The organism is Nocardiopsis kunsanensis DSM 44524 (assembly GCF_000340965.1).
In the GTDB taxonomy this organism is placed as follows: Bacteria; Actinomycetota; Actinomycetes; order Streptosporangiales; family Streptosporangiaceae; genus Nocardiopsis; species Nocardiopsis kunsanensis.
The window spans coordinates 70,908-93,956 of sequence record NZ_ANAY01000020.1 but is presented as its reverse complement, the minus strand read 5'-3'; the positions used below and the strand labels follow the sequence as shown (position 1 = coordinate 93,956).

At 67.5% G+C, this 23,049-nt stretch carries 21 protein-coding genes; all 21 read left to right on the top strand.

What is annotated here, in order from left to right; genetic code table 11:
• Window position 1 precedes the first annotated feature (1 nt).
• Complete coding sequence (locus tag D456_RS0114610) at window positions 2-952, top strand: PrgI family protein (protein WP_017576927.1); 951 nt, start codon at window positions 2-4, stop codon at window positions 950-952.
• Window positions 949-2,781: a VirB4 family type IV secretion system protein gene (locus D456_RS0114605; RefSeq protein ID WP_239643844.1), complete on the top strand. Its 1,833-nt coding sequence runs from the start codon at window positions 949-951 to the stop codon at window positions 2,779-2,781. The genes D456_RS0114610 and D456_RS0114605 overlap by 4 nt, the downstream gene beginning before the upstream one ends.
• A complete protein-coding gene (locus D456_RS0114600) occupies window positions 2,781-5,105 on the top strand; it encodes a type IV secretory system conjugative DNA transfer family protein (RefSeq protein WP_017576925.1) in 2,325 nt (774 codons plus the stop codon). Before D456_RS0114605 ends, D456_RS0114600 begins: the two co-directional genes overlap by 1 nt.
• Complete coding sequence (locus D456_RS0114595) at window positions 5,102-5,977, top strand: replication-relaxation family protein (RefSeq protein ID WP_017576924.1); 876 nt, start codon at window positions 5,102-5,104, stop codon at window positions 5,975-5,977. The genes D456_RS0114600 and D456_RS0114595 overlap by 4 nt, the downstream gene beginning before the upstream one ends.
• A complete protein-coding gene (locus D456_RS0114590; RefSeq protein WP_026115893.1) occupies window positions 5,974-7,041 on the top strand; it encodes a C40 family peptidase in 1,068 nt (355 codons plus the stop codon). The genes D456_RS0114595 and D456_RS0114590 overlap by 4 nt, the downstream gene beginning before the upstream one ends.
• A 1,259-nt stretch (window positions 7,042-8,300) precedes the next feature.
• Window positions 8,301-8,810: a hypothetical protein gene (locus D456_RS0114585; protein WP_040699343.1), complete on the top strand. Its 510-nt coding sequence runs from the start codon at window positions 8,301-8,303 to the stop codon at window positions 8,808-8,810.
• A gap of 257 nt (window positions 8,811-9,067) precedes the next feature.
• Entirely contained in the window at window positions 9,068-9,679 is a 612-nt protein-coding gene (locus D456_RS26615; RefSeq protein ID WP_152442576.1) for a hypothetical protein, read from the top strand.
• Between the two features lie 120 nt (window positions 9,680-9,799).
• On the top strand, window positions 9,800-10,429 hold the full coding sequence (locus D456_RS0114575) for an SAF domain-containing protein (RefSeq protein WP_017576921.1): 630 nt from the start codon (window positions 9,800-9,802) through the stop codon (window positions 10,427-10,429).
• Entirely contained in the window at window positions 10,426-11,316 is an 891-nt protein-coding gene (locus tag D456_RS25080; RefSeq protein ID WP_017576920.1) for a P-loop NTPase family protein, read from the top strand. The genes D456_RS0114575 and D456_RS25080 overlap by 4 nt, the downstream gene beginning before the upstream one ends.
• Window positions 11,313-12,623: a CpaF family protein gene (locus D456_RS0114565; protein ID WP_017576919.1), complete on the top strand. Its 1,311-nt coding sequence runs from the start codon at window positions 11,313-11,315 to the stop codon at window positions 12,621-12,623. The genes D456_RS25080 and D456_RS0114565 overlap by 4 nt, the downstream gene beginning before the upstream one ends.
• Window positions 12,620-13,516: a type II secretion system F family protein gene (locus D456_RS0114560; protein ID WP_239643842.1), complete on the top strand. Its 897-nt coding sequence runs from the start codon at window positions 12,620-12,622 to the stop codon at window positions 13,514-13,516. The genes D456_RS0114565 and D456_RS0114560 overlap by 4 nt, the downstream gene beginning before the upstream one ends.
• Before the next feature lie 341 nt (window positions 13,517-13,857).
• Window positions 13,858-14,388: a type II secretion system F family protein gene (locus tag D456_RS0114555; protein ID WP_017576917.1), complete on the top strand. Its 531-nt coding sequence runs from the start codon at window positions 13,858-13,860 to the stop codon at window positions 14,386-14,388.
• A gap of 306 nt (window positions 14,389-14,694) precedes the next feature.
• On the top strand, window positions 14,695-15,012 hold the full coding sequence (locus D456_RS0114545) for a TadE/TadG family type IV pilus assembly protein (protein WP_017576915.1): 318 nt from the start codon (window positions 14,695-14,697) through the stop codon (window positions 15,010-15,012).
• Window positions 15,009-15,440, top strand: a complete 432-nt coding sequence (locus D456_RS0114540; protein WP_152442574.1) for a TadE/TadG family type IV pilus assembly protein — start codon at window positions 15,009-15,011, stop codon at window positions 15,438-15,440. The genes D456_RS0114545 and D456_RS0114540 overlap by 4 nt, the downstream gene beginning before the upstream one ends.
• Window positions 15,437-15,847 (top strand): pilus assembly protein TadG-related protein, encoded by a 411-nt coding sequence (locus tag D456_RS0114535; RefSeq protein ID WP_083904593.1) that lies wholly within the window; start codon window positions 15,437-15,439, stop codon window positions 15,845-15,847. The genes D456_RS0114540 and D456_RS0114535 overlap by 4 nt, the downstream gene beginning before the upstream one ends.
• An 84-nt stretch (window positions 15,848-15,931) precedes the next feature.
• Complete coding sequence (locus D456_RS0114530; protein WP_239643840.1) at window positions 15,932-18,427, top strand: OmpA family protein; 2,496 nt, start codon at window positions 15,932-15,934, stop codon at window positions 18,425-18,427.
• Window positions 18,428-19,553: 1,126 nt separating this feature from the next.
• A complete protein-coding gene (locus D456_RS0114525) occupies window positions 19,554-20,177 on the top strand; it encodes a hypothetical protein (RefSeq protein ID WP_152442573.1) in 624 nt (207 codons plus the stop codon).
• 101 nt (window positions 20,178-20,278) lie between these two features.
• On the top strand, window positions 20,279-20,902 hold the full coding sequence (locus tag D456_RS0114520) for a hypothetical protein (protein WP_017576911.1): 624 nt from the start codon (window positions 20,279-20,281) through the stop codon (window positions 20,900-20,902).
• A 101-nt stretch (window positions 20,903-21,003) separates the two neighbouring features.
• Window positions 21,004-21,681 (top strand): hypothetical protein, encoded by a 678-nt coding sequence (locus tag D456_RS0114515; protein ID WP_017576910.1) that lies wholly within the window; start codon window positions 21,004-21,006, stop codon window positions 21,679-21,681.
• A 76-nt stretch (window positions 21,682-21,757) separates the two neighbouring features.
• Window positions 21,758-22,531, top strand: a complete 774-nt coding sequence (locus tag D456_RS0114510; protein WP_017576909.1) for an ArsR family transcriptional regulator — start codon at window positions 21,758-21,760, stop codon at window positions 22,529-22,531.
• 71 nt (window positions 22,532-22,602) lie between these two features.
• Window positions 22,603-22,971, top strand: a complete 369-nt coding sequence (locus D456_RS0114505) for a hypothetical protein (protein WP_017576908.1) — start codon at window positions 22,603-22,605, stop codon at window positions 22,969-22,971.
• Window positions 22,972-23,049 lie beyond the last annotated feature (78 nt).

Sequence of the window (23,049 nt, the reverse complement as noted above, 5' to 3'; positions counted from 1 at the left end):
TGTGGCCGCAGAGGATACTTCGGCCTGGCGGGGGCGCATCCCCGCTGACATCGACCGCCCTGAACCCTTGGTCTTCAACTTGACCGCGCGCCAGTGCCTGCTCATCGCCCCGGCACTGTTGGGGGCTTGGGGCGCCTACCTGATGCTGAAGGATGTTCTCGCGCTGTGGGTGCTGGCGATACTCCTGGCCCCCGTCCTGGGGGTGGTCATCGCCATCGCCCTGAGCGAGCACGGTGGCCGTGGATTGGAGCGCGTCGCCGCCAGCGCGCTGGCCTGGGCCCGGGCACCCAAGCACCTGGTGGGCACGCCCTCAGGGGAAATATCGGCTCTGCCCCGGTGGGCACCCCTCCTGCGGCGCGCACCCCGTCTGGAGCCCTTGCGCCTGCCTGCCTCAGCGATCAGTACGGACGGGGCGATCGACCTCCGTGGGCGATGCGCGGCCGTGATCGCGTGCACCACGCTGCCGTTCCAGCTCGCGTCCGGACGTGAGCAGGACCAGGTCCTGTCTTCGTTCGCCGGCGCACTGGACGCTCTGTCCGAGCCGGCACAGATCCTGGTCCAACGTCGCCGGGCCGACCTGGCCGAGTTCACCGCGATGGTCCGAGACAACGCGCACTACCTTCCGCACCAGGCCCTGGCCGAGACCGCCTTGGCGCACGCGCAGTTCCTGGATGAGCTGGACGCCACGCACGAGCTCTCCCACCAGCAGGTGCTGGTCGTGGTCACCGCCGCTGGCCCCGTCCGGCGCGCCGGGCCATCCCTGCTGCGCCGGGCCACGGACACCGCTGAGCGCCTGACCACCCTGGGTATCCGCACCCAGGTCCTGGGCCAGGACGGGGCTGAACAAGCCCTGCGGCAATCGATGGTCGCCCCGGGCACCAGCCTGACCGACCCGGACCCACACGCCGGTGAGCCCATGGACACCGCCGGAGAACACCAGGGGGAGCGTTGAAGCCTTTCCAGAACTTGTGGCCTCGGACCGGATCGCCCGCGTTGGGCGGGCCGGCGGTCCATGTCGGGGCCCGCCATGTGCAGATCGAGGGCGGTGTGGCCCAGACTCTCGTGGTCATTGGATATCCGCGCGAAGTGACCGCTGGGTGGGCCGAACCGCTCCTGGCCTACCCGGGCCAGCTCGACATCAGTTTCCACCTGGAGCCGGTGCCCGCTGCCACCGCCGCCACTCGGCTGCGCAAACGCAGGGCTCGCCTGGAGTCGGCCCACCGCACCAGTACCGCTCAGGGACGAGTGGAGGACCCGCACCAGATCACCGCGGCGGCGGACGCTGCCGAGATCGCCGACCGGATCGCCACCGGTCAGGGCCGCTTGTTCAGGGTCGCGACCTACATCACCGTGCACGCTCCCACTCTGGAGGCGCTGGAGGCCGAGCTGCAACAGGTGCACGCACTGTGCGCCTCCCTGCTGGTGGACGCCGTCCCCGCTACCTTCCGCTCGCTACAGGGGTGGATCTCCACCCTGCCGCTGGGCACTGACCTGCTCAAGGCGGGCCGCTCGATGGACACCGACGCCGCTGCTACTCTGCTGCCGTTCACCTCTCCCGAGCTGGTCGCCGACCTGGGGGAGACCACGGTGGTGTACGGCACCAACACCCACAGCAGCGGGTTGGTGGCCTGGGACCGGTTCTGCGGCGGTCTGGACAACCACAACTCGGTGATCCTGGCCCGTTCCGGGGCCGGCAAGTCCTACCTGGCCAAACTCGAACTGCTGCGCTCGCTGCTGGTGGGGGTACAGGCCACGGTCATCGATCCCGAGGGGGAGTACCTGCGCCTGGCCGAGGCGGTCGGCGGCACCGTCCTACGCATGGGCACTCCGCAAGGACGCTTGAACCCCTTCGCTCTCCCACCGGAGGGCGTCGACGAACAGGCCTTCACCAACCGGGCACTGTTCGTGCACACTCTCATCGCCGCGATGGTCGGCGAGCTGTCCGCGACCGAGAAGACGGTGCTGGACCGGGCCGTCATCACCGCCTACGCCGAAGTCGGGATCACCCGAGATGCCTCGACCTGGGGGCAGGATCCACCGGTATTGGCGGACTTGGCCGCCGCGTTGGAGGAATTGGCCAACGCTCCGGGACAAGGAGAGGAAACGGGTCGAGCAGCGCAGGAATTGGCGGACCGGCTGGAGCCCTACACACGCGGCTCACACGCGGCCCTGTTCGACAGCTCCCGCAACACACACCTTGGTGGCCACCTGAGCGTGGTCTCCCTCAAAGAACTGCCCGACGAAGTCCGCACCGTGGGGATGCTCCTGGCCCTGGATGCGACATGGCGGCACGTCACCGCCACCACGACCACGCGGCCCCGCGCGGTCGTGGTGGACGAGGCCTGGCTTCTCCTGCAGGACCCGGCCGCGGCCCGCTACCTCGCCAGGTTGGCCAAGGCCGGCCGCAAGCACTGGGTGGGGCTCACCCTGATCACCCAGGACGTGGGCGACGTGCTGGACTCGGAACTGGGGCGGGTGGTCATCGCCAACGCCGCCACGCAGATCCTGCTCAAACAGGCCCCGCAGAACCTCGACCGAGTCGCGGAGACCTTCCACCTTTCCTCGGGCGAGACCCATTTGGTCAACACCGCGCCCCGAGGGTGTGCGCTGCTGGTAGCCGGGCACCAGCGAGTGGGCTTCGGTCCACTGGCTTCTGCGGCCGAACACCGGCTGATCACTTCCGACCCAGCTGAACTCGCCGCCCTCCGCGACGAACAACCCGAGGAGAGCGGCCATCCGGACCACGGGCCTGAAACGCACGATCCCGCAGGGGAGGCATGATGGCCAGCTTCTTCCTCATCCTGGCGCTCATCCCTCTGGTGGGTGCCACAGTGTGCTTGGTGGTGACCGGGTGGCGACTCGTCCGCCACCATTACTTGTCACGGAACGCTCGGATGGTGGAGGTCCTGCCCCCACCCGAAGCCAGTCTCGAGAACGCCCGCGCATTTTGGCAACACGCCATGGGACTGCTCAAACCCCGATGGTCCCGATGGTTGATCCAACCCCACCTGGCGTTGGAAATCCGCGCCTCGCCCGCCGGTGTGCGCTTCCGGGTTTGGGTCCCCGGGACCATACCTCCCGGAACGGTGGAGCGGGCGGTCAGTTCGGCCTGGCCCGGGGCAACCACCTCCACCCGGCACTTGACCCCCGACACCTCGCCACTGCCCGACGGGGCCTACAGCACCGGCGGCCTCCTGCGGCTGGGACGAGGTGAGGTCTACCCCTTGCGGACCAAGTTCGACGACGACCCACTGCGTCCCTTGCTGGGTGCCTTCGATGAGCTGACCGAAGGCGAACACGTCCTGGTCCAGATCACCGCACGGCCGGCCACCGGCCGACGCAGCGCACGCGCCCGCCGGGCTGCGGCCCGCCTGAACGGGCACACGGGTGCCATGATGATGGCCCTCGATGCTCTGGACCCCACGGTCCGAAGCAGCACACACGCCAGATCGGCGGCTCTCCCCGGGATCGGCGACGACATCCGCTCGATTCTGACCAAAGCGTCCTCGCCCCGTCTGGCCTGCGACATTGCCTATGTCCTGACTACAGACCAGCACGGTCAAGCGGCCCAGGAGCGCTTGCGGGGACGGGCACACGGGGTGGCCTCGGCCTTCGCGGCGTTCACCAGCGGCACCAACCACCTGCACCGCCAACGCATGCTCGCCCCTCGATGGCGCTCGACCCATCGCTTCTTGGGGCACGGGTTCCTTCTCTCCACCGCCGAACTGGCCGGGATCGCACACCTGCCCACTGATACCGCCGTCCCCGGACTGGTCAGGGCAGGGGCACGGCCCTCCGCCCCCTCCCCGGCTGTTCCACGCGGCGGAGAGCACACACGCCTGGTCGGCGACACCGACGCCGGCACACCGCGCCCGATCGCCTTGGGGGTAGCCGAAGCCCGCCAGCACACCCACATCCTCGGCAAGACCGGCTCAGGGAAATCCACCTTGCTGGCCAACCTGGTCCTGCAGGATGCGAAAGCAGGCCGCGCCGGACTGGTCATCGACCCGCGCGGGGACCTGGTCACCGACATCCTGGCCCGACTGCCCCAGGACGCGGCGGACCGGGTGGTGCTCTTCGACCCCGACGACAACGCGCTGCCGCCCCGACTGAACCTGCTGCAAGGCGGAGACCCGGATTTCACCAGTGACACGGTGGTGGGCATCTTCCGTCGGATCTACGCCGACTACTGGGGACCGCGCACCGACGACATACTGCGCGCCGCCACGCTGACTCTGACCCGCGCCAAGGACCCTGCCCTGACCCTGGGCGACATCCCACGCCTGCTCGCCGACGACCAGTTGCGCCAGAAGGTGCTGGGCAAAGTCACCGCCCACACCGGAGTGGACGAGGCCCTGGCCGACTTCTGGGACTGGTACGGCAAGCTCACCGTCTCCGCGCGCTCAACGGTGACGGGGCCGATCCTCAACAAACTCCGCACGGCACTCCTGCGTAGATGGGTGCGCCAGGTCGTGGCCTCGGGCCCCTCCACCATCGACCTGCCGTCGTTGTTCGACACCGGCCACCTGGTCCTGCTGCGCCTGCCGAAGGGGCGCCTGGGCGAGGACACCTCCAGCCTGATCGGCTCGTTCGCCCTCGCCGCGACCTGGCAAGCGGTGACCGCTCGCATCCACACACCCGAACACCAGCGCAAGGACCTGTGCGCCTACGTGGATGAGTGCCAGAACTTCCTCAATCTGCCCGGGAGCATGGAAGACATGCTGGCCGAGGCCCGCGGCTACCGGCTCAGCTTGGCCCTGGCCCACCAGGAACTGGGGCAACTGCCCGCCGACCTGCGCAAAGCGGTCTCGGCGAACGCGCGCACCAAGATCTACTTCACCGCCTCACCCGATGACGCGGCCAATCTCCACCAGCACACCGAGCCCGTGCTGGGCGCCTACGACCTGACTCACCTGGGCGCCTACCAGGCAGCGGTGCGCCCGCTGGTGGGCGCCAAGGAACATGCAGTGGCCACCGTGCGCACCCGCCCCCTGCCCCCAGGAATCACGGGCCGAGCAACCCATGTCCGCGAAACCGCACGCAGACACAGCGCCGGCCAACACCAGCCGTTGGACGACCCGCGAGGTCCGGGAGGACGCACATGAACCAACCAGACGAAACAGGACGGCGGCCGGTACTCAGCGACTACGCGGGCAAACTCCTCTGGCTGGCGCGCAGGGTCACACCCCGAGACCAAAGCATCTTGGCCGGACTGCATGACCACCACGTCATGACGACCCACCACCTCCACCGGCTGTACTTCCCCCGAGCCGACGCACGCCGGGCTCGCAGAAGACTGCTCCTGCTGCACCAGTACGGGCTCATGGACGGGTTCCGTCCCCACGGGCGCCTCCGGGCCCCCGTCCACTGGGTTCTCGCACCTTTGGGCGCCGCGTTGGTCGCCGAATACCGAGGAATCGAACCCGCTGAACTGGGCTTTCGCCAGGACCGAGCACTGGCGCGTGCGCATTCCGGCCAACTCGGTCACATGACCGGCCTCGTCGAGTGCCTGGTCCTGACCACCGAGGCGGCGCGTACCCTGCCGACTGCTCAACTGGTGCGCTGGGAACCCGAGCGTGAGTGCGCCCGACGGTGGGGGCGCTACGTCCGTCCTGATGCCTACATGCGCTGGCACCAGGGCACGAGCGAGCTGGACGCCTTCTGGGAGTACGACACTGGGACCGAACCCCTGACCAAGGTGCACCGCAAGATGGGCGGGTACGGGCGCCTGGCCCGCGAGTCGGGCCTGCCCTCCATCGTGCTGTTCGCTCTCCACTCCCAGACGCGCGAAGAGCACCTCGCCGTGCGTCTGGCGGCTGACGACGGGCCGAGCGTGGGGGTGTACGTGACGACCCACGCGCGGCTCCGTGCGCAGGGGCCGGCGGACCAGGTGTGGCGCACCACTGATTCCACAGAGCGGCTGGCCCTGGTCGACATCGCCCGCCGTCACCGCTTGCCGGAGCCAGGAGGCGCATGATCCGTGTCGTGGTCGGGATCGCCGTGTTGGTGTTTCTCCTGGTGCCGCTGTTCATCGGAACACTCTCCGACGGCGAAGACCCTGTCTCCTACATGCCGGAGGGCGGAGTGGAGGGCATACCGGACGTCTTGTTGTTGGCCTACACACAGGCGGCTGCACGTCTGGAGGGGGAGTATCCCGAGTGCACGAACATGACGTGGCCGGTGCTGGCCGGTATCGGCAAAGTCGAATCCAACCACGCTGCCGGAAGCGAGATCTCCTCATCCGGTGACGTACGGCCCAGGATCATCGGACCCCGCCTCGACGGTTCAGGGGCCGGAGGCAACACCACAGCCCACACCGACTCCGACAACGGAAAGTGGGACGGCGACACCGGCTACGACCGGGCCGTGGGGCCGATGCAGTTCATCCCCACGACCTGGGACTCCCACGGTTTGAACGCAACGGGAAGCGACCAAGGCGACCCGCACAACGCCTTCGACGCGACCTGGAGCGCGGCGGTGTACCTGTGTGCCAGTAACTCCGCAGGAGTGGACTTCTCCGACCAGGACGAGTTGGAAGCGGCGCTGCTGCGCTACAACCGCTCGCGCTCCTACGTGGAGCATGTGAGCGGCCACATCGAGGATTACGCCGAGATCGCCGCGCAGAAGGCCGCCTCCTCTCCGACCGCCGGGTCGGGAGCCAGCAGCGAGCAGGGACGCACGGCGGTCGCCTGGGCGCTGGAACAGGTCGGCAAGCCCTACTTGTGGGGCGGCACGGGGCCGGGGGCCTTCGACTGCTCGGGGCTGGTGATGCGGGCCTGGGCACAGGCCGGAGTGGACATCCCCCGGGTGACCACCGACCAGGTCGACGCCGGAACCAGAGTCGGGCTCGATGAACTCCAGCCTGGCGACCTGCTGTTCTACGACACCGGAGCGCCGGGCGGTTCACCCTCGCACGTGACCATGTACGCCGGAGACGGGCAGATGGTCAACGCACCCAGAACAGGACAGTCGATCCGGGTCGAACCCGTCGACGGCGACTACTACAGCAGCGTGTTCGTCGCGGCTACGCGGCCGGGCTGACAGGTTTGAGAGTTCCTCGAGCCCATATCACCGTCTTCTCCGGCTTGGGGTGGGCCTAGTGACGGTACGGGACCGTTGATAACCGGACCGGTAGTTCCGTAAAAATATTTCTCTCCAGCTCCGTGGCTTTTTTGAGTGGACCGGTTGAGACTTCTCGTGAGTATGGGGGAATATCGCTGCCGTACCACCCCGATGAACTGTGCTGTCTAGTATGCGTGTTGGGCGTTCCTTATGTCTGGTATGAGGGTTTTATTATGCGGTCCTGTTTTTCAGGTGAAAGCGGTCTCGTGTCGGTCCTGAACAAGGAGTAACCCGTGTAGCAGCAGCCGCTGGCCCGTGTGGAGCGAGGCGGGGAAGTGCACTTTGGGACAAGGGCCCCAAAGCCAATGCCCCCACCTCGGATTCTCACGGCATCCCGCGAACAGTACACAGCCGAAGAAGACGCCTCGGGCGGTGCGCCAACACCGGCCCGAGGCCGATTACCCCTGAAGCAGCCAGGAGGCAATCATGAGCCATGTTACGGGTCGGCACCGGCGACGCCGACGCGGTTGGGTCAACCACACACGATGGGTCGTGGGGGCAATACTCGCAATGATCATCGGAGTAACTCCGACGCCGCGAAACACTCCCACCGAATCGGTGCCCGTGCGTGAGGCCCCGAGTCCAGCAAGGACTCCGGAGCCGCAGCAGAACCCAGGATGGGCGCAACGTTACGGGCAGATACAGAGGACTCACTCCAGCCGAGGCCGGTCTCTCCGCCTCGACCATGGGGCAAGGGTTGGGTCGCCCCGCCCCGAGGTGCCAACCCCGATGGGGTGGTGTGTAGACGACGACGGCGTACGGGGCGTTCGCCCCTACGTGGTCCAGCATGAGCAGCGGGAGCGGCATAGGAGGCATGCGTCGGGGCGTGCCCTTTCTCCGAAGCAGTGGGCCACGGGCGCGACGGCTGCATCCCATACCCGAGAGCAGCCGGACGAGTGGGAGGAGTTGGCGGGCCTGGTGCGTCAGTGGGTGCAGCAGCGACCTGCTTGCCATGCCTGAATAGGTAGAAGAGAGGCGGGGTTGCCCATTTCCGGGCACCCCCGCCTTTTGGTGTTTGCGCAGGTAGAGCGTGCGACATCGAGAGGCCGTGGTGTTCTCCACATTTTCTGTCACGTTGAGTATTCGGAAACAGGTTGTGCGTTCACTCTTCGTGTGGCTACGGTCACCTTGCGAAAGCGCGGCGTGTGTGCCGCGGACGGTGATGGATCGGTGGTGACATGCGAGCACCCATGGTGTGCTGGACCGTGACGAGCGCGCTCGTGCTTACGAGTTGTGCGACGCAGGAGAGCGATCCCGAGAGCGCCTCGAGCACGCCCCCGGCCCTGGAAGCCTCTCCCAGCTCTTCGCCCGAGGAGTCGGCGCTCGAGGCCTACCGAGGTATGTGGGACGTGGTGGTCGAAGGCGCACGTGAGGGCGCTGTGGGCCATCCGGACCTGGCCGACTACGCCTCGGGACAGGCGCTCGAGCTCACCACGGACATGCTTCAGGGGGTTACCGCTACTGGAGAACCCGAGTTCGCTCCAGAGGTCGTCGACACTGAACTCGACGACTCGCCCAGCACGGTGAGTATCGAGGACTGCGTCGACAGTTCGGACTGGCTTGTCATCGAGGATGGCGAGACCACAGACGTCGGGGAACGACGGCGAGTTGTCAGCGCTGAAGTCGTCCTCGCCGAGGAGCGCTGGCTGGTGGATGACCTCTGGTTGGAGGACTACGGGTCATGCTGAGGCGAGAGACCTCCTTCGCGCTCAAGCTCCCTGTAATTGGCGCGGTCGGCGTGGTCGCAACACTGGTGACAGCTACGACCGTGCAAGCCTCTGACCTCTTGGCCAACACCGAATGCTCGAACGGCGAATGCCAGGTCGAGGCGGCCACCCCGGAGCAGCTCCAATCCCCCGAACAACCACGGAGCCCGGCGCGGGGACCAGCATCTGAGGGAAACCCGGAGAGCGGCGGTACCGAAGAAGACGAGGGGCCCTCGTGCGTGTACGACGACGCCGAGTTCCGGTCCTCTGACAAGGAAGGGCCCCTGGCCGCACCTCCCGGCGTCGCCTCGTGCGACACATCCGGCACAGGGCGAAGCCAGCAGGAAAACGAAACCCCTTTTGAACCGGCGGCCCTGGCTGAACAGGCGCGAGCCATGATGAGTCCGCCTGAACCTGAGATCGGAACCGCACCGCCCCTGGGCAAACCCCGATTCGTGAACATGCCTGCCTGGATGTGGGTCGACGGCACCTCCTGGGAGCCGGTGACGGCTACGGCATCGGTGAGCGCGGGGTCGGTGAACGTGACCGCGACCCCGGAACGGGTGGTGTGGAGCACGGGTGACGGTAACGAGGTCGTCTGCCAGGGGCCGGGCACGGTCTATACGCCGCACCTGCACGAGGACGGGGCTTCCCCGGATTGCGGTCACACCTATACGGCCCTTCCGACGGAAGGGGCCGAAACCGGGATGGAGCTGGCCGCCGACTGGGAGTGGCAGGTGGCGTGGAGCACCAGCGATGGGCGAAGCGGGGAGCTGGAGGGCTTGACCACGACCTCCACCGTCCCCATCGCGGTGAGCGAGATCCATTCGGTGATCACACGTATTCGCTGAAGCTTCTACGAACGAGAAGAAAGGGCGGGGATGGTCTCACTTGCCGATCCTGGGCAAAAAGACCGGGACAAACGAAGCACCGATCGGTCGGACGACCACGCTGAATGGGGCTCCGTCCGTTTGGCCGCCACCTCGCGGCGTCGTTGGAGGTGGGGCCTCCTCGCCGGCGTCCTGATCGCGGCCGGGGCTGGAGCGGGCGCCGTAGCGGGGACCTGGGCGGACGAGACGCGGACGGTCGCGGTACTGGTCGACGATCTGCCCGCCGGACACACAGTGACCGGGGACGATATACGTGCGGTGGATCTTCACGAACCGGACGGGTTCAGGCTGGTCGCACCGGAGATGGCCGAAGGGATGGTCCTGACCCGACCGGTTCCGGAGGGTTCACCGCTGGTGGCGGCTTCTGTCGCTGATACCGCGATGTGGCCGGAACGGGGCCAGGCGGTGGTCTCGGTTCCGGTGACCTCCATGCCGAGCGGCATGGAGGAGGGCACGACCGTCGACCTCATTCCCACGGCCACCTCCGAGGATCAAGGAGCCCAGGACGAAGACACGGTGACCGGTGTCGTTCACCAGGCGCAGCACCAGGAAGACGAGCTCGGCTCCGCACAGCAGGTCGTCGAGGTCGTCCTGCCCAGAGACGAGGCCACAAGCCTGTCCCGTTCGATGGCAAGAGACGAGGTCGGGCTCGCCGTCGTCAACCCCGTCGACGAGCAGGTCGAAGCTGAAGAAGGCGAGGGCGCGGAATGATCATCGCGGTGTGCTCCCTGAGTGGTTCCCCCGGCGTGACGAGCCTGGCGACCGCGCTCGCTGCCTCCTGGCCCTCCACCCCGCTGACCGTCCCGGTCATGGTGGAGGCCGATGCCTCGGGCGGTGACGTGGCAGCCTGGCACGGTATCGACCCTGACCAGCGCCCGGATTCGGGGCTGGTGTCATTGGCGGCGGCCTCGAGGGCGCCGCTCCAGGCAACGATGACTCCGCAGACCCGGACTCAGACCGATGCCGATGAAACTCCGTCCGCTTTCACCCCGCTGCTGCGCCATGCCATCGAGCTGCCGGGAGGGTTGCGTGTGGTGGCCGCGCCAGCTGATCCGTTGGAGGCCGGGCGAGCAGTGGACGTCATCGCTCAGACCCCGGCGTTGCTGAGCTCGGGACGGGTGACCGTCGTCGACGTCGGTAGGGCGGTGCCAGGGTCTGCGGGGGCGGCCCTGCTCCGGCACGCCGACGTCGCCGTGGTCGTGACGGACTTGAACGATGTGGGGCACGCACAAAGGCTGCGGGCATGCGCGCCGGTACTTGCTTCGCTGCGCCAGGACGAGGTGCGTGTCGGTTTGGCTGTGACCGGCCCTTGCCCGCACAGCGACGCGGAGATCTCCCAAGTCGCGGCGCAGATACCGGTCTGGTCGCGTGTTCCATGGGACGAGTCCGGGGCGGCGCTCGTACGAGGTGCCCACCGTCCTGCGGCGCGGATACGCGATCGTTTGGCCGCGTGGTGGGCCCGACGGGGCGACCCCGAAAGCTTGGAGTGGATGCCGCTGATCAAGGCCGCGAAGGGCCTGAGTGAGCTGTGCGATGACTTCTCCGGCATCGGCGTGGCCCGTCCGATCCGTCGTCCGCAGGAGGTGGAAGCAGCATGACCACTCTCAACGCACCTGATCTGTCCTCGACGCCCGACGCCGGCGGGGAATCGGTACGCGATGCCGCAACGGCCATCGCTACCCAGGTCACAGAGCAGCTCGCGGCCGACCCCTCCGGGGCAGTCAACCCCGGTCGCGCCGCCGACGCGGTGGACGTGCTCTTGGAACGACGCGCCCGTGCCGCTCTCAGCGAAGGCACTCGTGCGCTGCTGACTCCGCAGGACGAGACACGCCTACGCCGCCTGGTGCTCGACCGCGTCCTGGGCCTGGGGCCGATTGAAGAACTCCTCTGCGAACCCGGGGTGGAGAACATCCACATCACCGGTAACGACGACGCGATCGTCGACTTCGGCGCGGGCCGCCGAGAGCGCCGACCAGCGGTGGTACGAACCGACGCCGAACTCGTCGCCCTGGTGCAGCGGGCCGCCGCCCGTGCACCCGGCGGCGAGCGCCGCTTCGACGCCGCCGCTCCCATCCTCTCGATGGAGCTGTCCGGCGGTGAACGGTTGTCGGCGGTCATGCCCGGCGTCGCTGTACGCCCCACCGTGACGATCCGCCGTCATCCCCAACGCCACCTGAGGCTGGGCGACCTGCTGCGATCAGGCACGCTCGATCAGCCCTCCCGGAACCTGCTGGTCGCTGCCGTCCGCGCGCGGTTGAACATCATCGTCAGCGGAGCCACGAACGCGGGCAAGACCACCCTGCTGCGCGCCCTGCTGGGAACCTTGGACGATGAGCGGATCATCACCGTCGAGGACTCCCTCGAACTGGGGTTGCACCGCCACATGAGCGAGGCGGACGTGGTGCCCCTCCAGGGCCGCCCGCCCAACGTCGAGGGCATCGGCGAAGTGACCTTGGCAGAGCTCGTGCGGGCCGCGCTGCGGATGTGCCCGGATCGGGTGATCGTCGGAGAGACCCGGGGACCGGAGACACTGGCCCTGCTCAACGCTATGAGTATGGGAACGGACGGCTCGATGTCCACCATCCACGCTTCCTCCAGCCAGCAGGTCTTCACCAAGATCGCCGCCTACTGTGCCCAGGCGCCCGAACGGCTCACGGCCTCGGCTACGGCCACCCTCATCGGAGCTTCCGTACACCTCGTCGCACACATCGACACCACCTCGACGGGGGAGCGGGTGGTTACCAACATCCGAGAGGTCGTCGGGGCGGAAGGCGAACAGGTTCTGTCCAACGAGCTGTACACGCGTCCGGTCGACGAGCCCACCGGGACGACTGTGTGCGCACCCGGAGGTGACATCGGCCGGCGCCTGGAACGTGCCGGGTACACGGCCGGGGGGTGGACATGACGAGCTGGTTGGACTGGGGCCTCGGCGGCCTGATTCTGGGTGGTGCACTGTGCGGGGCAGGCATCGCCTGCGCCGCCTACACCGCGACCCTCCTCCCGTGGCGGCGCACCAGCGGTGCTCACGTTCCGTGGCTGGGCTCACTGCAGGATCGCCGGGTGTGGACCCGGTTGGCGTGTGCGACCGGGACGGGGGCCGCGGTGGGCCTGATGACGGGGTGGCCCGTCGGAACGGTGCTGGCGGCCGCAGCAGGATGGTGGCTGCCCACTCTGCTCAGCTCCGATACCTCCGCCCGGGCCGAGGCCGACCTCGCCGAAGCTCTGGCCTCCTGGGTCGAACAGTTGCGGGACATGCTCACCGGAGCAGCCGGTCTGCACCAGGCCGTCAGCGCTACCGTGCCTGTCGCACCGGACCGGGTTCGACAGCAGGTTCAGGCTCTGGACGCGCGTTTGCGCGTTGGACAGCCCATGGAGCGAGCGGCGCCGGTCTTCGCGCGTGAGATCGACTCAGATCTCGGAGACCTGGTCTCGGTCACGTTGAGTATGGGGGCTTCCCGACAGGCCGGTGACTTGGCAGGGATGCTCGGCCGTTTGGCGGACGCGGCTCGGGACCGTGCCACGACCGTGGAGCGTATCTCGGCCTCTCGGGCCAGAACCGCGTCATCGGTACGCATCATCGCTGCCGCGACCGTGGTCATGCTGGTGGGGATGGCGGCCTTCAACCCGGCCTTCCTCTCCCCGCTGGGGACGCCCACCGGACAGCTCGTCCTCGCTCTGGTCGGCGGGCTCTGGGCCGCCGCGTTCTTCTGGTTGGCCCGTCTGGCTTCTCCACCTCAGCAGGCACGGCCTTTCGCTCTGGCTCAGGCGGACACCGCGCCTGTGGAGGGCGTTTCATGAGTACGCTCACACTGGCTCTGGGCGGGGGCTTGGTCGGTGCGGGGGTATGCGCCGCTGCCTACGGGATACGACGCCCCCGTTTGGTCGAACGCCTGACCCCCCGACCGGCACCCGGGCCCCCAAAGTCCGCGGGGCAGGGCTGGTCGCACCGGGTCGGGAACCATACGGGACGCCTTCTGACGCACGTCGGTATCCCAGGCCCGCGCATGGCCGGTGTTCTGACGGCGGCGGGTAGATCGGTGGAGGCTTATCGGGCGGAGAAGGCCGCCGCCACGGGGCTCGGACTCCTACTCGGAACGCTTCTGGCCACGGTTGGAGCATGGGTTCTGCCGGGGTCGCTCATGGTTTGGCTGTTCGCGGCCACGCTCGTGGTGACCTGCTTCGTGGCTCCCGACCTCACCGCCCGGAGTGCCGCTGCCGAGCACCAGGCGGATCTGCGCGCGGCCTCCTCCGCACTGGCGGACCTGACGGTGATGGGCCTGGCCGCAGGCGCCGGCCCCACCGGAGCGGTGACAGCGGCTCTTCAACACGGACACGGCCCCGCGCTGGTACGTATCCGAGAAGCCGTGCACGCCGCGAACATCCGCCACCGTCCTGCGTGGGAAGGGCTGGAAGAACTCTGTGCCCAGACCAGGGTCCGCGAGCTCGGAGAACTGGCCGCGTCCTTGCGCCTGGGCGGTACCTCGGGGGCACGAACCCGCACCTCGCTGACCGCGAAGGCCCAGTCCCTGCGAGCACGCAGACTCGCCGAGGCCGAAGCCGCCGCGCACGCGGCCACCGAGCGGATGACCCTGCCCACCACGGGGCTGGTGGCCGGGTTCCTTCTTCTCATCAGCTACGCGGCCCTGAGCCACATCACCACGGGGTTCTAGACAAGGAGAAACTGGCGTGCAGACCTTTCTTCGGTATGCCCACAGTTGGATACGCACACGCATTGGTCCATCACAGCGAGTAGAACGTGACGCCGGAGCGGCGACGACCGACTGGATCCTGATGATCATGGTCTCCATCACCATCGCCACAGCGGTCGGGGCGATCCTGGTCAACGAGTTCACCACGGCGGCCGAGTCCATCGATCTGGGCGTGAACCGGTGAGCGCACGCATCCGCCTGCGCGGAAGCCGGAATCGAACGCGATGCGGCGATCGGGGCAGTGCTGAACCGCTCTTCATCCTGCCCATGGTGTTCGTGATGGTGCTGGGTGTCGTTCAGGTGGGTGTGTGGGCCCATGCCCAACACCGGGTGCAGGCGGTCGCCTCCCAGACCCTCGCGAGCGCACGGGCCTTGAACGGTTCCACCGCCCTGGCACACCAGCGGGCCGAGCAGGCACAGGAACAGTTGGGCGGCGTGATGCTGCGCCAGGTGGAGGTCGACGTCACCCGAGAGCCCGATCAGGCGCGAGTGCTGGTGCGGGCCCAGGCGGTCAGCGTTGTGCCGGGGTCGACCCTGCCGGTGAGCACGCAGGTCTCCGGTCCCATCGAACACCTCGCACCATGATCACCGGATTGGATGGAAGGCGCCGGCGTGGAGACTCCGGTGGTGCATCGGTGGAACTGATGTTGCTCACCCCAGTCCTGGTCGTGCTCTTGATGCTGATGGTGGTGGCGGGACGGCAGGTCTCGGCGGCTCTGACCACACAAGACGCCGCCTTGGCCGCTGCACGGGCCGCGTCGCTGCAGCGCGACGCCGCCTCGGCCCGGGACCGGGCTCAGCAGGTGGCCGAGGGCGAACTAGCCGACCGCGGTGTGTCCTGCGACCCCTTCACCGCTTCCGTGGACGTATCCCGCTTCGACGCCGGTGGAGCGGCGGAAGTGGAAGTGGCGTGCACGGTCACCGTCGTGGACCTGGGCGGGCTCGGTGGCCAACGCACGCTGCGTACGTCGGCGGTCTCTCCCGTCGACCCATACCGGGGACAGGCCTCATGACCCGGAGACTACGGGCAACCGCCACAGAGGCGGACGCCGGGAACGCGTCGGTGTTCCTCATCCTGCTGATCCCCGTCGTCATGGTGGTCTTCGCACTGGTCTGGGAAGCCGGACAGATGCTCGTCGTCAAGAGCGACTTGTTGGCGACGGCGCACGCGGCCGCCCGGGCCGGCGCACAACAGGTCGATACCTCGGCCGCCCTGGCAGATGGCGAGGCGGTCCTGGCCCCACAAGCGGCCGAACAAGCTGCCACCGACCACCTGCATCGAGCCGGTGTGTCCGGGCGGGTCACAACCGAGGGTGAACAGGTCACCATCCTGGCCCGCACCACCTATACCCCCGCTGTGCTGCCGATCGGTCCCCAAGGGATCGAAGTCGAAGCCGATGCCGTCGCTGCGCAGCCCTGACCAAAGCCGTGCGGGGTGTGCGGCCCTGATGGGCGCGTTCGCTGAAACGGAGAGGAAAGCAGCATGTCCTACAGCCGATGGCCCTTGGCGGGCGCCTGCCTGGCAACGCTGGCGCTGCTGGTGGGGCCGCCTCTGCTCGTCCGCTGGCTCGGCTGGCCCCTGGACGAGCACAACTCCTGGACCTGGTTCGTTCAGTACCTGCGCTCGGGGACCGTTCCTGATGAGGTCGTCATCGCGGGACTCGTGGTTGCCCTGTGGGCGTTGTGGGCCGCACACCTGATCGTGGTCGCCGGTGACATCGTCGCGGCCCTGCGAGGGCTGACGCCCCGGATCGGCCTGGTACGACTCGTATGGCTCCTGGTTGCCGGAGGCACGGCCGCGACCAGCACGCACACTGTTGCCATGGCCGCACCCACCCACACCATGGCTCAGGCACCGGCCGACCCGGACCTCACTCCGGAAGAGAGCGGCGAAGCCACGGGAACCGCATCGGAGACCATCGAACGGAACCGCACACTCTCCGGGTTCGCCTTCGACTCGGCTGTTCTGCCCCCGGAGAAGAAAGAAGCGCTGGCCCCCACCATCGAGTTGCTCGATGCCTTCGCTCACTCAGAAACGCCTGTGATGGTCACTGGCTATACCGACCCGATCGGCGATCCCGCCTACAACCAGACCCTGGCCGAAGAACGCGCGCAAACGGTAGCGGCCCACCTGCGCGAGCACCTGGGCGACGCTGTCGAGATCCAGGTCAGCGGTGACGCGGCCGCAGAACCAACCGCCGAAGCTCAGATGCCGTACGAGGCGCAGCGCCGGGTCGAGATCGCCTACAACCTGCAGCAAGTCCGTTCCTCTCCCGAACCAGCACCCGCAGAGGAGGGGGCGGCGACAGCCACCGGTTCCCCGGAATCGGTAAGCGTGAACCCAGACACCAGGCGCGGAGAGAGCAGCACGCCGGCTGCAGTGGCGATCGGAACCGTTGCCGGCACGGTCGGCGCGGCTGCGGGGTACGCAACTGGACGGATGCGTGCTTCGGCCTCCGCGACCAAGTCACGGTCCTTCCGGTCGACTCCGGCCCCTGAGGCCGACGACACCTCTGCAGACGCCCAGAGCACAGGGCTTGACGAGGAGGAGCTGGTCCGCCAGGACCCTGGCGGTGCTGCCCGCGGCGCCCTCGACGAAGACGGTTACGTGCTGGTGGCGGACACGGTTCGGGTGAACAGTCGCGGAGGACTCGCGTTCACGGGCCGGTACGCGGCAGCCGCTCTAGCAGCCGTGGCCACTGATCACACCGCAGGTCGCACGATCGCCACCAGCACTGTCGCCGCCGCCGTGGAAGAAACCGCTGACGCACTGCCGCGGGGGATACACACAGTCTCCGACATCCACGGTGTGCCCGTAGCGGTGGATACCGAACTTCTGTCCTCCGCACGCCACGAGCACGAGGAGGAAGAACCGGTAGAACAGGCCGAAAATGAGGTTGCCACCGGGCGACTGTTGGTCCTGTTCGGAGCTGACGAGGCCGACGCTCACGCAGATCTGTGTGGACCGCTTCTGGCCTCTTCCGACGTGGCGGTGTGCGTGCTCGGTCCGACAGCTCACGCGTCGGTTGAAGTGCGGTGCGATCAAACCGACCGTGTGCGCCTGAACTCAGGGAACGGCGAAAGGGCCATCGTTGCCCCACTGCGCCACGTTCCTCCTCCGGCAGCGAAGGAGGAACATGCGCCGGACACCGAATCCGGCGAACCAGCGCCCGACACGGAAACCGCGCAGGAGGCCGAAGGCGAAACGACCGTCCCGGAGAGCGACGGCGAGCACGAGTCGAGCGAGGCCCCACCCACTTTCTCGGGGCACGTGGTGCAGGTGCGGCTGTTCGCCGCAGAACCGTTGATCACCTTCGAGGGCAAGCCCGTGACAGGTCTACGGTCGGTGGCCCGCACCCTCCTGTCGTTCCTCGCACTGCACCCCAAGGGCGCCGACGCCGAGCAGATCACCGAGGCCTGTTTCGCCGACGGCAAACCCGATAAAGCCGCCGCGCACCGGCGCAATGCGGTGCACAGCCTGCGCAGCACGCTGCGTCCACTCCTGGACGCACCTGGCGCACCGATCGTCATTCAGGAATCAGGGCGCTACCGTATAGACAAGTCCCTCTTCGATGTCGACCTATGGCACTTCCTCCGCACGACCGATGCTCTTAGAAAGACAGTGGAAGAGAACTCCCATCAGTACTTGATAAGGGTCCTGGAGTTGCACAAGGAGAACCTGCTCCATGAGCGCGAAGAGTTGTGGGTGGAACCGGTCAGGGAACGGTGCACCCGGGTCGCCGTGAACGCGTGTGTCAGGCTCGCCGAGTCCGCGGAAGACCGTCAGGAGAAGATGCAGTACCTGGAAACGGCCGTCTTGTTCGACGAATTCAACGAACCGCTGTACCAGCGTATGATGGCGCTTTCCCGTGATAGCGGCCTTCCGGAAGGGGCTCATCAGACGTACCGAGCCCTGAAACACAAGCTCAAGATGCTCGGAGAAAAACCGAGTGAGGAAAGCCGGCGCATCATCGGGGAGTGCGGGGTGCCGTCACAGTAGGAGGAGTGCGCCGGCGCCGCCCCGATGCAGACGTGGGACTCCACCCGGTCAGACGGGATCGGATCGAGTGGGCCGTCAGGTGGGCCGCTGCCTGGACCACTGGGTGGGCCGGTCTTAGCCGGCCCACCCTACCGGCAGCATACACGCAGGTCACGGTGTACTCAGGTGGGCCATCGGCCGTCCAGACTTCTACCCAAGTGGGTAGTCATCTTCACGTAGGGCGGCGAACCCGCACCCCTCACCAGAGACAATGTGTCTCCAGTTCACTCCTTCCCCTTCATTCTTATTTACTCTCATTCTCTCCCCGCCCACCCTCCCTCAAAAGCACCAATTCGCATTTTGTGCTCAATCACTACTGAAGTATTTTGAGCCTCCCGGGTGTGAAGGGTTGAGATTCAACGGATTTCCGAAGGCGTCATAATCTGCCACATCGGCACCTATGCATGCCCGTACTGACTCCACGCGCGCGTGGGTGCGCACGCGCTTCCTTCGCGTTGCGAACGGGCGCCTAAAGATTTTCCTGAAAAACCCCGTGACTCGAGTTGACAGGGCTCCGTGAGCCAAGTTCCTATGGTCATGTTCCCGAGATGGAAGCACGGTTTCGGGGCGTGCGGGAAAAACTTCCAAACGTGAGTTGACAAACCCGCGGAACCCAAGGTCATCTTGGGCTCCGCCCCGAGATAAGGGGCCGTTTTCGAAGTGGGTAGAAAAAGGTTCACAGGGCAGCTTGACAAGCACGGTCAGCCAAGTGAACCTCGACCTGCAAACGAGAAACGCCCGGCGATTCTCGGGGTTTAAGAATGAGTTCTGAAGAAGGAGGAATTGAGGTCATGATGTGCCCGCACTGCGAAGAAGAGGTGCACGAAGCCGAGCCTTCTGGCTGGATCGTGCCACTCGGGAACACTCCGGCCTACAGCCACCTGGACGGTACGGGACTGTGTCCCGAAATGACCGCCGAGGGGTACCGGCCAGCGCAGCCGGTTCTGGCTACCTCGGAATGATGCGGCCGGTCTGAAGGCGGTCACCTTCAGACCGGCCCCACCGCACATGCCCGCGCTCACCGACACAGGTGTGGAGCCCAGCAGGTGGGCGCGGGTCCAACACCACCAAGCGAATGGAGTGTGCTGTGCACACGAGTATGCCTTACCCGCCGCTGATTCGCCTCACCCGCGAGCACATCGCCGACCTGCGAGACCAGGAGACACCTGCGTGCCTGACCTGGAGCGAGGACACCTGCCAGGTCGAGGTCACCGACCCCTGGGAAACGACTTCCCCCGACCGGATGATCATCAGCGGGCACCAGGGGCTCCGGGAACTGACCGCACACTACGCCTGCCAAGGGCGCCAGGCCAATGACGGGGACCTGGCCGGGGACCTGAGCGCCATGGCTGCTGGCTGGCAGATCGACTGGCACGGGATCCGCGCGATGAACCTCCAGGTGCACGAGCTGCGCAGGAACCTGGCCACCGCCGGGGTGTACCTGTCAGCAGCGCCCACGCTCGCCATGCCCGCGACCGGCGGTCTGCCCGCAATGACGGACTACTACTGCCTTGCGGGGAGTGAGCACACCGCGCACGTCACGGTCACCTTCGGTTTCATCGACCCGACCCGGATCACCACCAGCGGTCTCTGGGAAGAAGCCGAGCCGGCTGCTGACCGGACCTTGGCCACCAGTAGCACGCTCACCTATGCCGCGACCAGCCGCCTGGTCGCCTCCACGGTGACCCAGGCCCTGCACCACGGCCGCTGACACCCGCACCGCTCGGGGCCGCCTCACAGGGCGGGGCGGCCCCGCCATCCACACAACTGCGCCGAGCGCTGGGTTCGGCGCGCCTTGAAAGGAGCCCCGTAATGACTGTCGTCCCGACGATGTATGACCGGTTCGCCGATGAGGAGGTCACGGTGGACATGCTCAGGGACCTTGGCCGCACCGGACCGGGCGGATTGCTCATCGCCGATCTCCGCCGGGCCGCCTACGAGGTCACCCACGCCCGAGACCTGGACATGGTGAACCGAGGCCTGCTGCCCATCTACGGCCACGACGACCTGCTCCACGACCTGGACTGCTACGACCGGGACTGGGAAGAGACGGCGGACGCGGTCACCGATACCACCTGGGATCAGCTCGACCACTGGGCCACGTTCTCCAGGGCCATGAGTCCGCTGGCACGCGCCCTGCGCCGGGACATGACCGTGTGCGGAATGGACCTGACCCGCCGCCCCGTCCTCAACTATGCCCCGGACGGCACGAGGCTGGTTCAGGACACCTTCGTCCTGCGCACAAACCCGCGCATCACCTTCATTTCCCGCAGCGGCCAGCAAGGTCCGGCCAGCCTCCTGGCGTCCTTGGACATGTACGACCGGGGCCACTACGTGACCACCTGGACCCAGCTCGTCACGCACGAGGCGAGTCCCAAGTTCGTGCGGGAAGCGCCCCTGGAGGCGGAGCGCCACATGAAGAACACCTGCCCCTGACACCCGACCGGGGCCGCCCCGCAGGGCGGCCCCGCCACCGGAAAGACAGCCCCCTATCGCGCCGAGCGCCGTGTTCGGCGCGCCCAAGGAAGGAACCCCACGTGTTCGAATACGCACCCAAGGTCGCAGATTACGACTGGCTCGAGGACGCCGAGATCACTCCGCGCATGCTGCGCACCCTGAAGCGGATCGGTCCGGGCGGGGTAATCGTCGCCGACCTGTTCCGAGGCGACTACTACGTCACCCATGCGCGCACACTCAACCTCACCAGCCACATCCCGCTCATCGTGTACGGGTACCACGACCTGGCCGGTGACCTCACCGACTGCGTCTCCGAGTACGGCGGCCGTGCGTGGCAGGTGCTGGCCGCGGCCGTTGACTGCACCGCGTACGAGTGCCTGGACACCAGGGTCCGGGCCATGGCGGCGACCGGCCTGGTCGTCACCCGCACACGCCAGCACCTGCAGAAGCTTGGGTTCGACCTGACCAGCGCACCGTTCTACTACGACCGGTACGCCACACCCAGCGATGGCACCACACCAGTCACCCCGATGGTGCAGGACTGCTACGCCGACCGGTCCAACCCGACGATCACGGTCACGGTCAAGAGCCCGTTCCAGGAGCAGAGCGGAGGCCTGTCCCTGACCACGGTCAGCGACCACGGTCGCCATGTGACCGGTTGGCCCAAAGCGCTGCGCAACCAATTCATCGCGAGCGCCAACGTTCGCCGGGTGAGCGGGGCGGTCGATGCCTACCTGCACCGCAACTCCCGGCCCTGACCCCATCTCTCGACCAGGGGCGCCCCGCCACACGGGGCGGGGCGCCCCTCCTACCTACCGAAGGGACTCGTTCGCCATGACCGCAACCACGTCGACTCCGCGCCGTACGGCCGCGCAGACCCGCGCTCTCGTTCTGGACACCTTGGCCGAGGCCACCACTCCAGTCACTGTCACCGAGCTGGCCGAAGCCGCAGGGTTGGGAAAGTCCACCCTGGGCACGCACCTCCCGGCCCTGGAGAAGGACGGTCAGGCCCTGCGTACCCCGGGCGGGCGTGACGGTCGCCGACGCCTGCCCGACCTCTGGCAGGCCGAGCCCGACGCCTCAGCCGAGCAGGACACCGGCAGCTCAGCAGAGTCTCCGGACCAGGAGACCGGCCTCACCAGCGAAGAGGGCTCAGGCGAGACCGACCCGGCGCGGGACCCCGCCCCGAAGGTCCCAGCCCCACCCGAGCGGAGCGGCAGCAAGGTGAGCACGCCTGAGTCGGCACCCAGGGCTGACTCAGGGGAGGAAGCCACGACTCCGGCACACGGCCACGACACCTCCCACGGGCAGCACCCCCCGGCACCGCCCGTGCCCACGGCTCCTCCCGCAGCAGACTCCACGGAGCCGAACCTCAACCCGGTCAGCGGGTCCACGCGGCTCGTCCCGGGCGAGTTGAAGGTCATGGTCATGGCCCTGCTCGATGCCGACCCCGCCGAAGAATTCACCGCGACTGCTCTCAGCCACAAGCTGGCCGGACGTTCGATCGGCGCGATCCAGAACAACCTCGCCCGCCTGGCCAAGGAGGGGCGGGCGCAGCAGACCTGCGACAAGCCCCGCCGGTACCGCTCCGCCAAGCACCCGGCCTGACCCACCACCCGAGGGGTGTGGGCCAACGACCGCCCACACCCCCACCTCGTATATACCCCTGAGGAGTATTCATGTCCGACGTTGTCTGGGCGGCCCTCGACCCCGAGTGCCCGGGGTGGGCCTACGCCATGGTCCTGGCCGCTTTGTGCGTGACGGCGACCCTGGTCGGGGTGGTTAACCGCACCCACCGCCTGCTGCGCGCCTACTACATCGAAGGCGACTGGCCCGGGATGGCGCAACACGACGAGCGCGGCCCTGGCACGTGCTGTGAAGTGTGCGGTCACCACCTGAGCGTGCACGATCGCGGCACGGGGCGGTGCTGCTACGGCACCCCGCTGGAGCGCGTCGCGATCATCCTCGCCCTGCCCCTACCGCTCCTGGTGCGGGACATGCTGCAACAGGCTGGGTGCCCGTGCCACCGGATCGGCCAACGCCCCTGACCCGGTTACTCCCTGGCTGAAGGCCCAGGACCCGCACCAGCGACCGCTGGTGCGGGTCCTGGGCCTTCACCTTCTCGC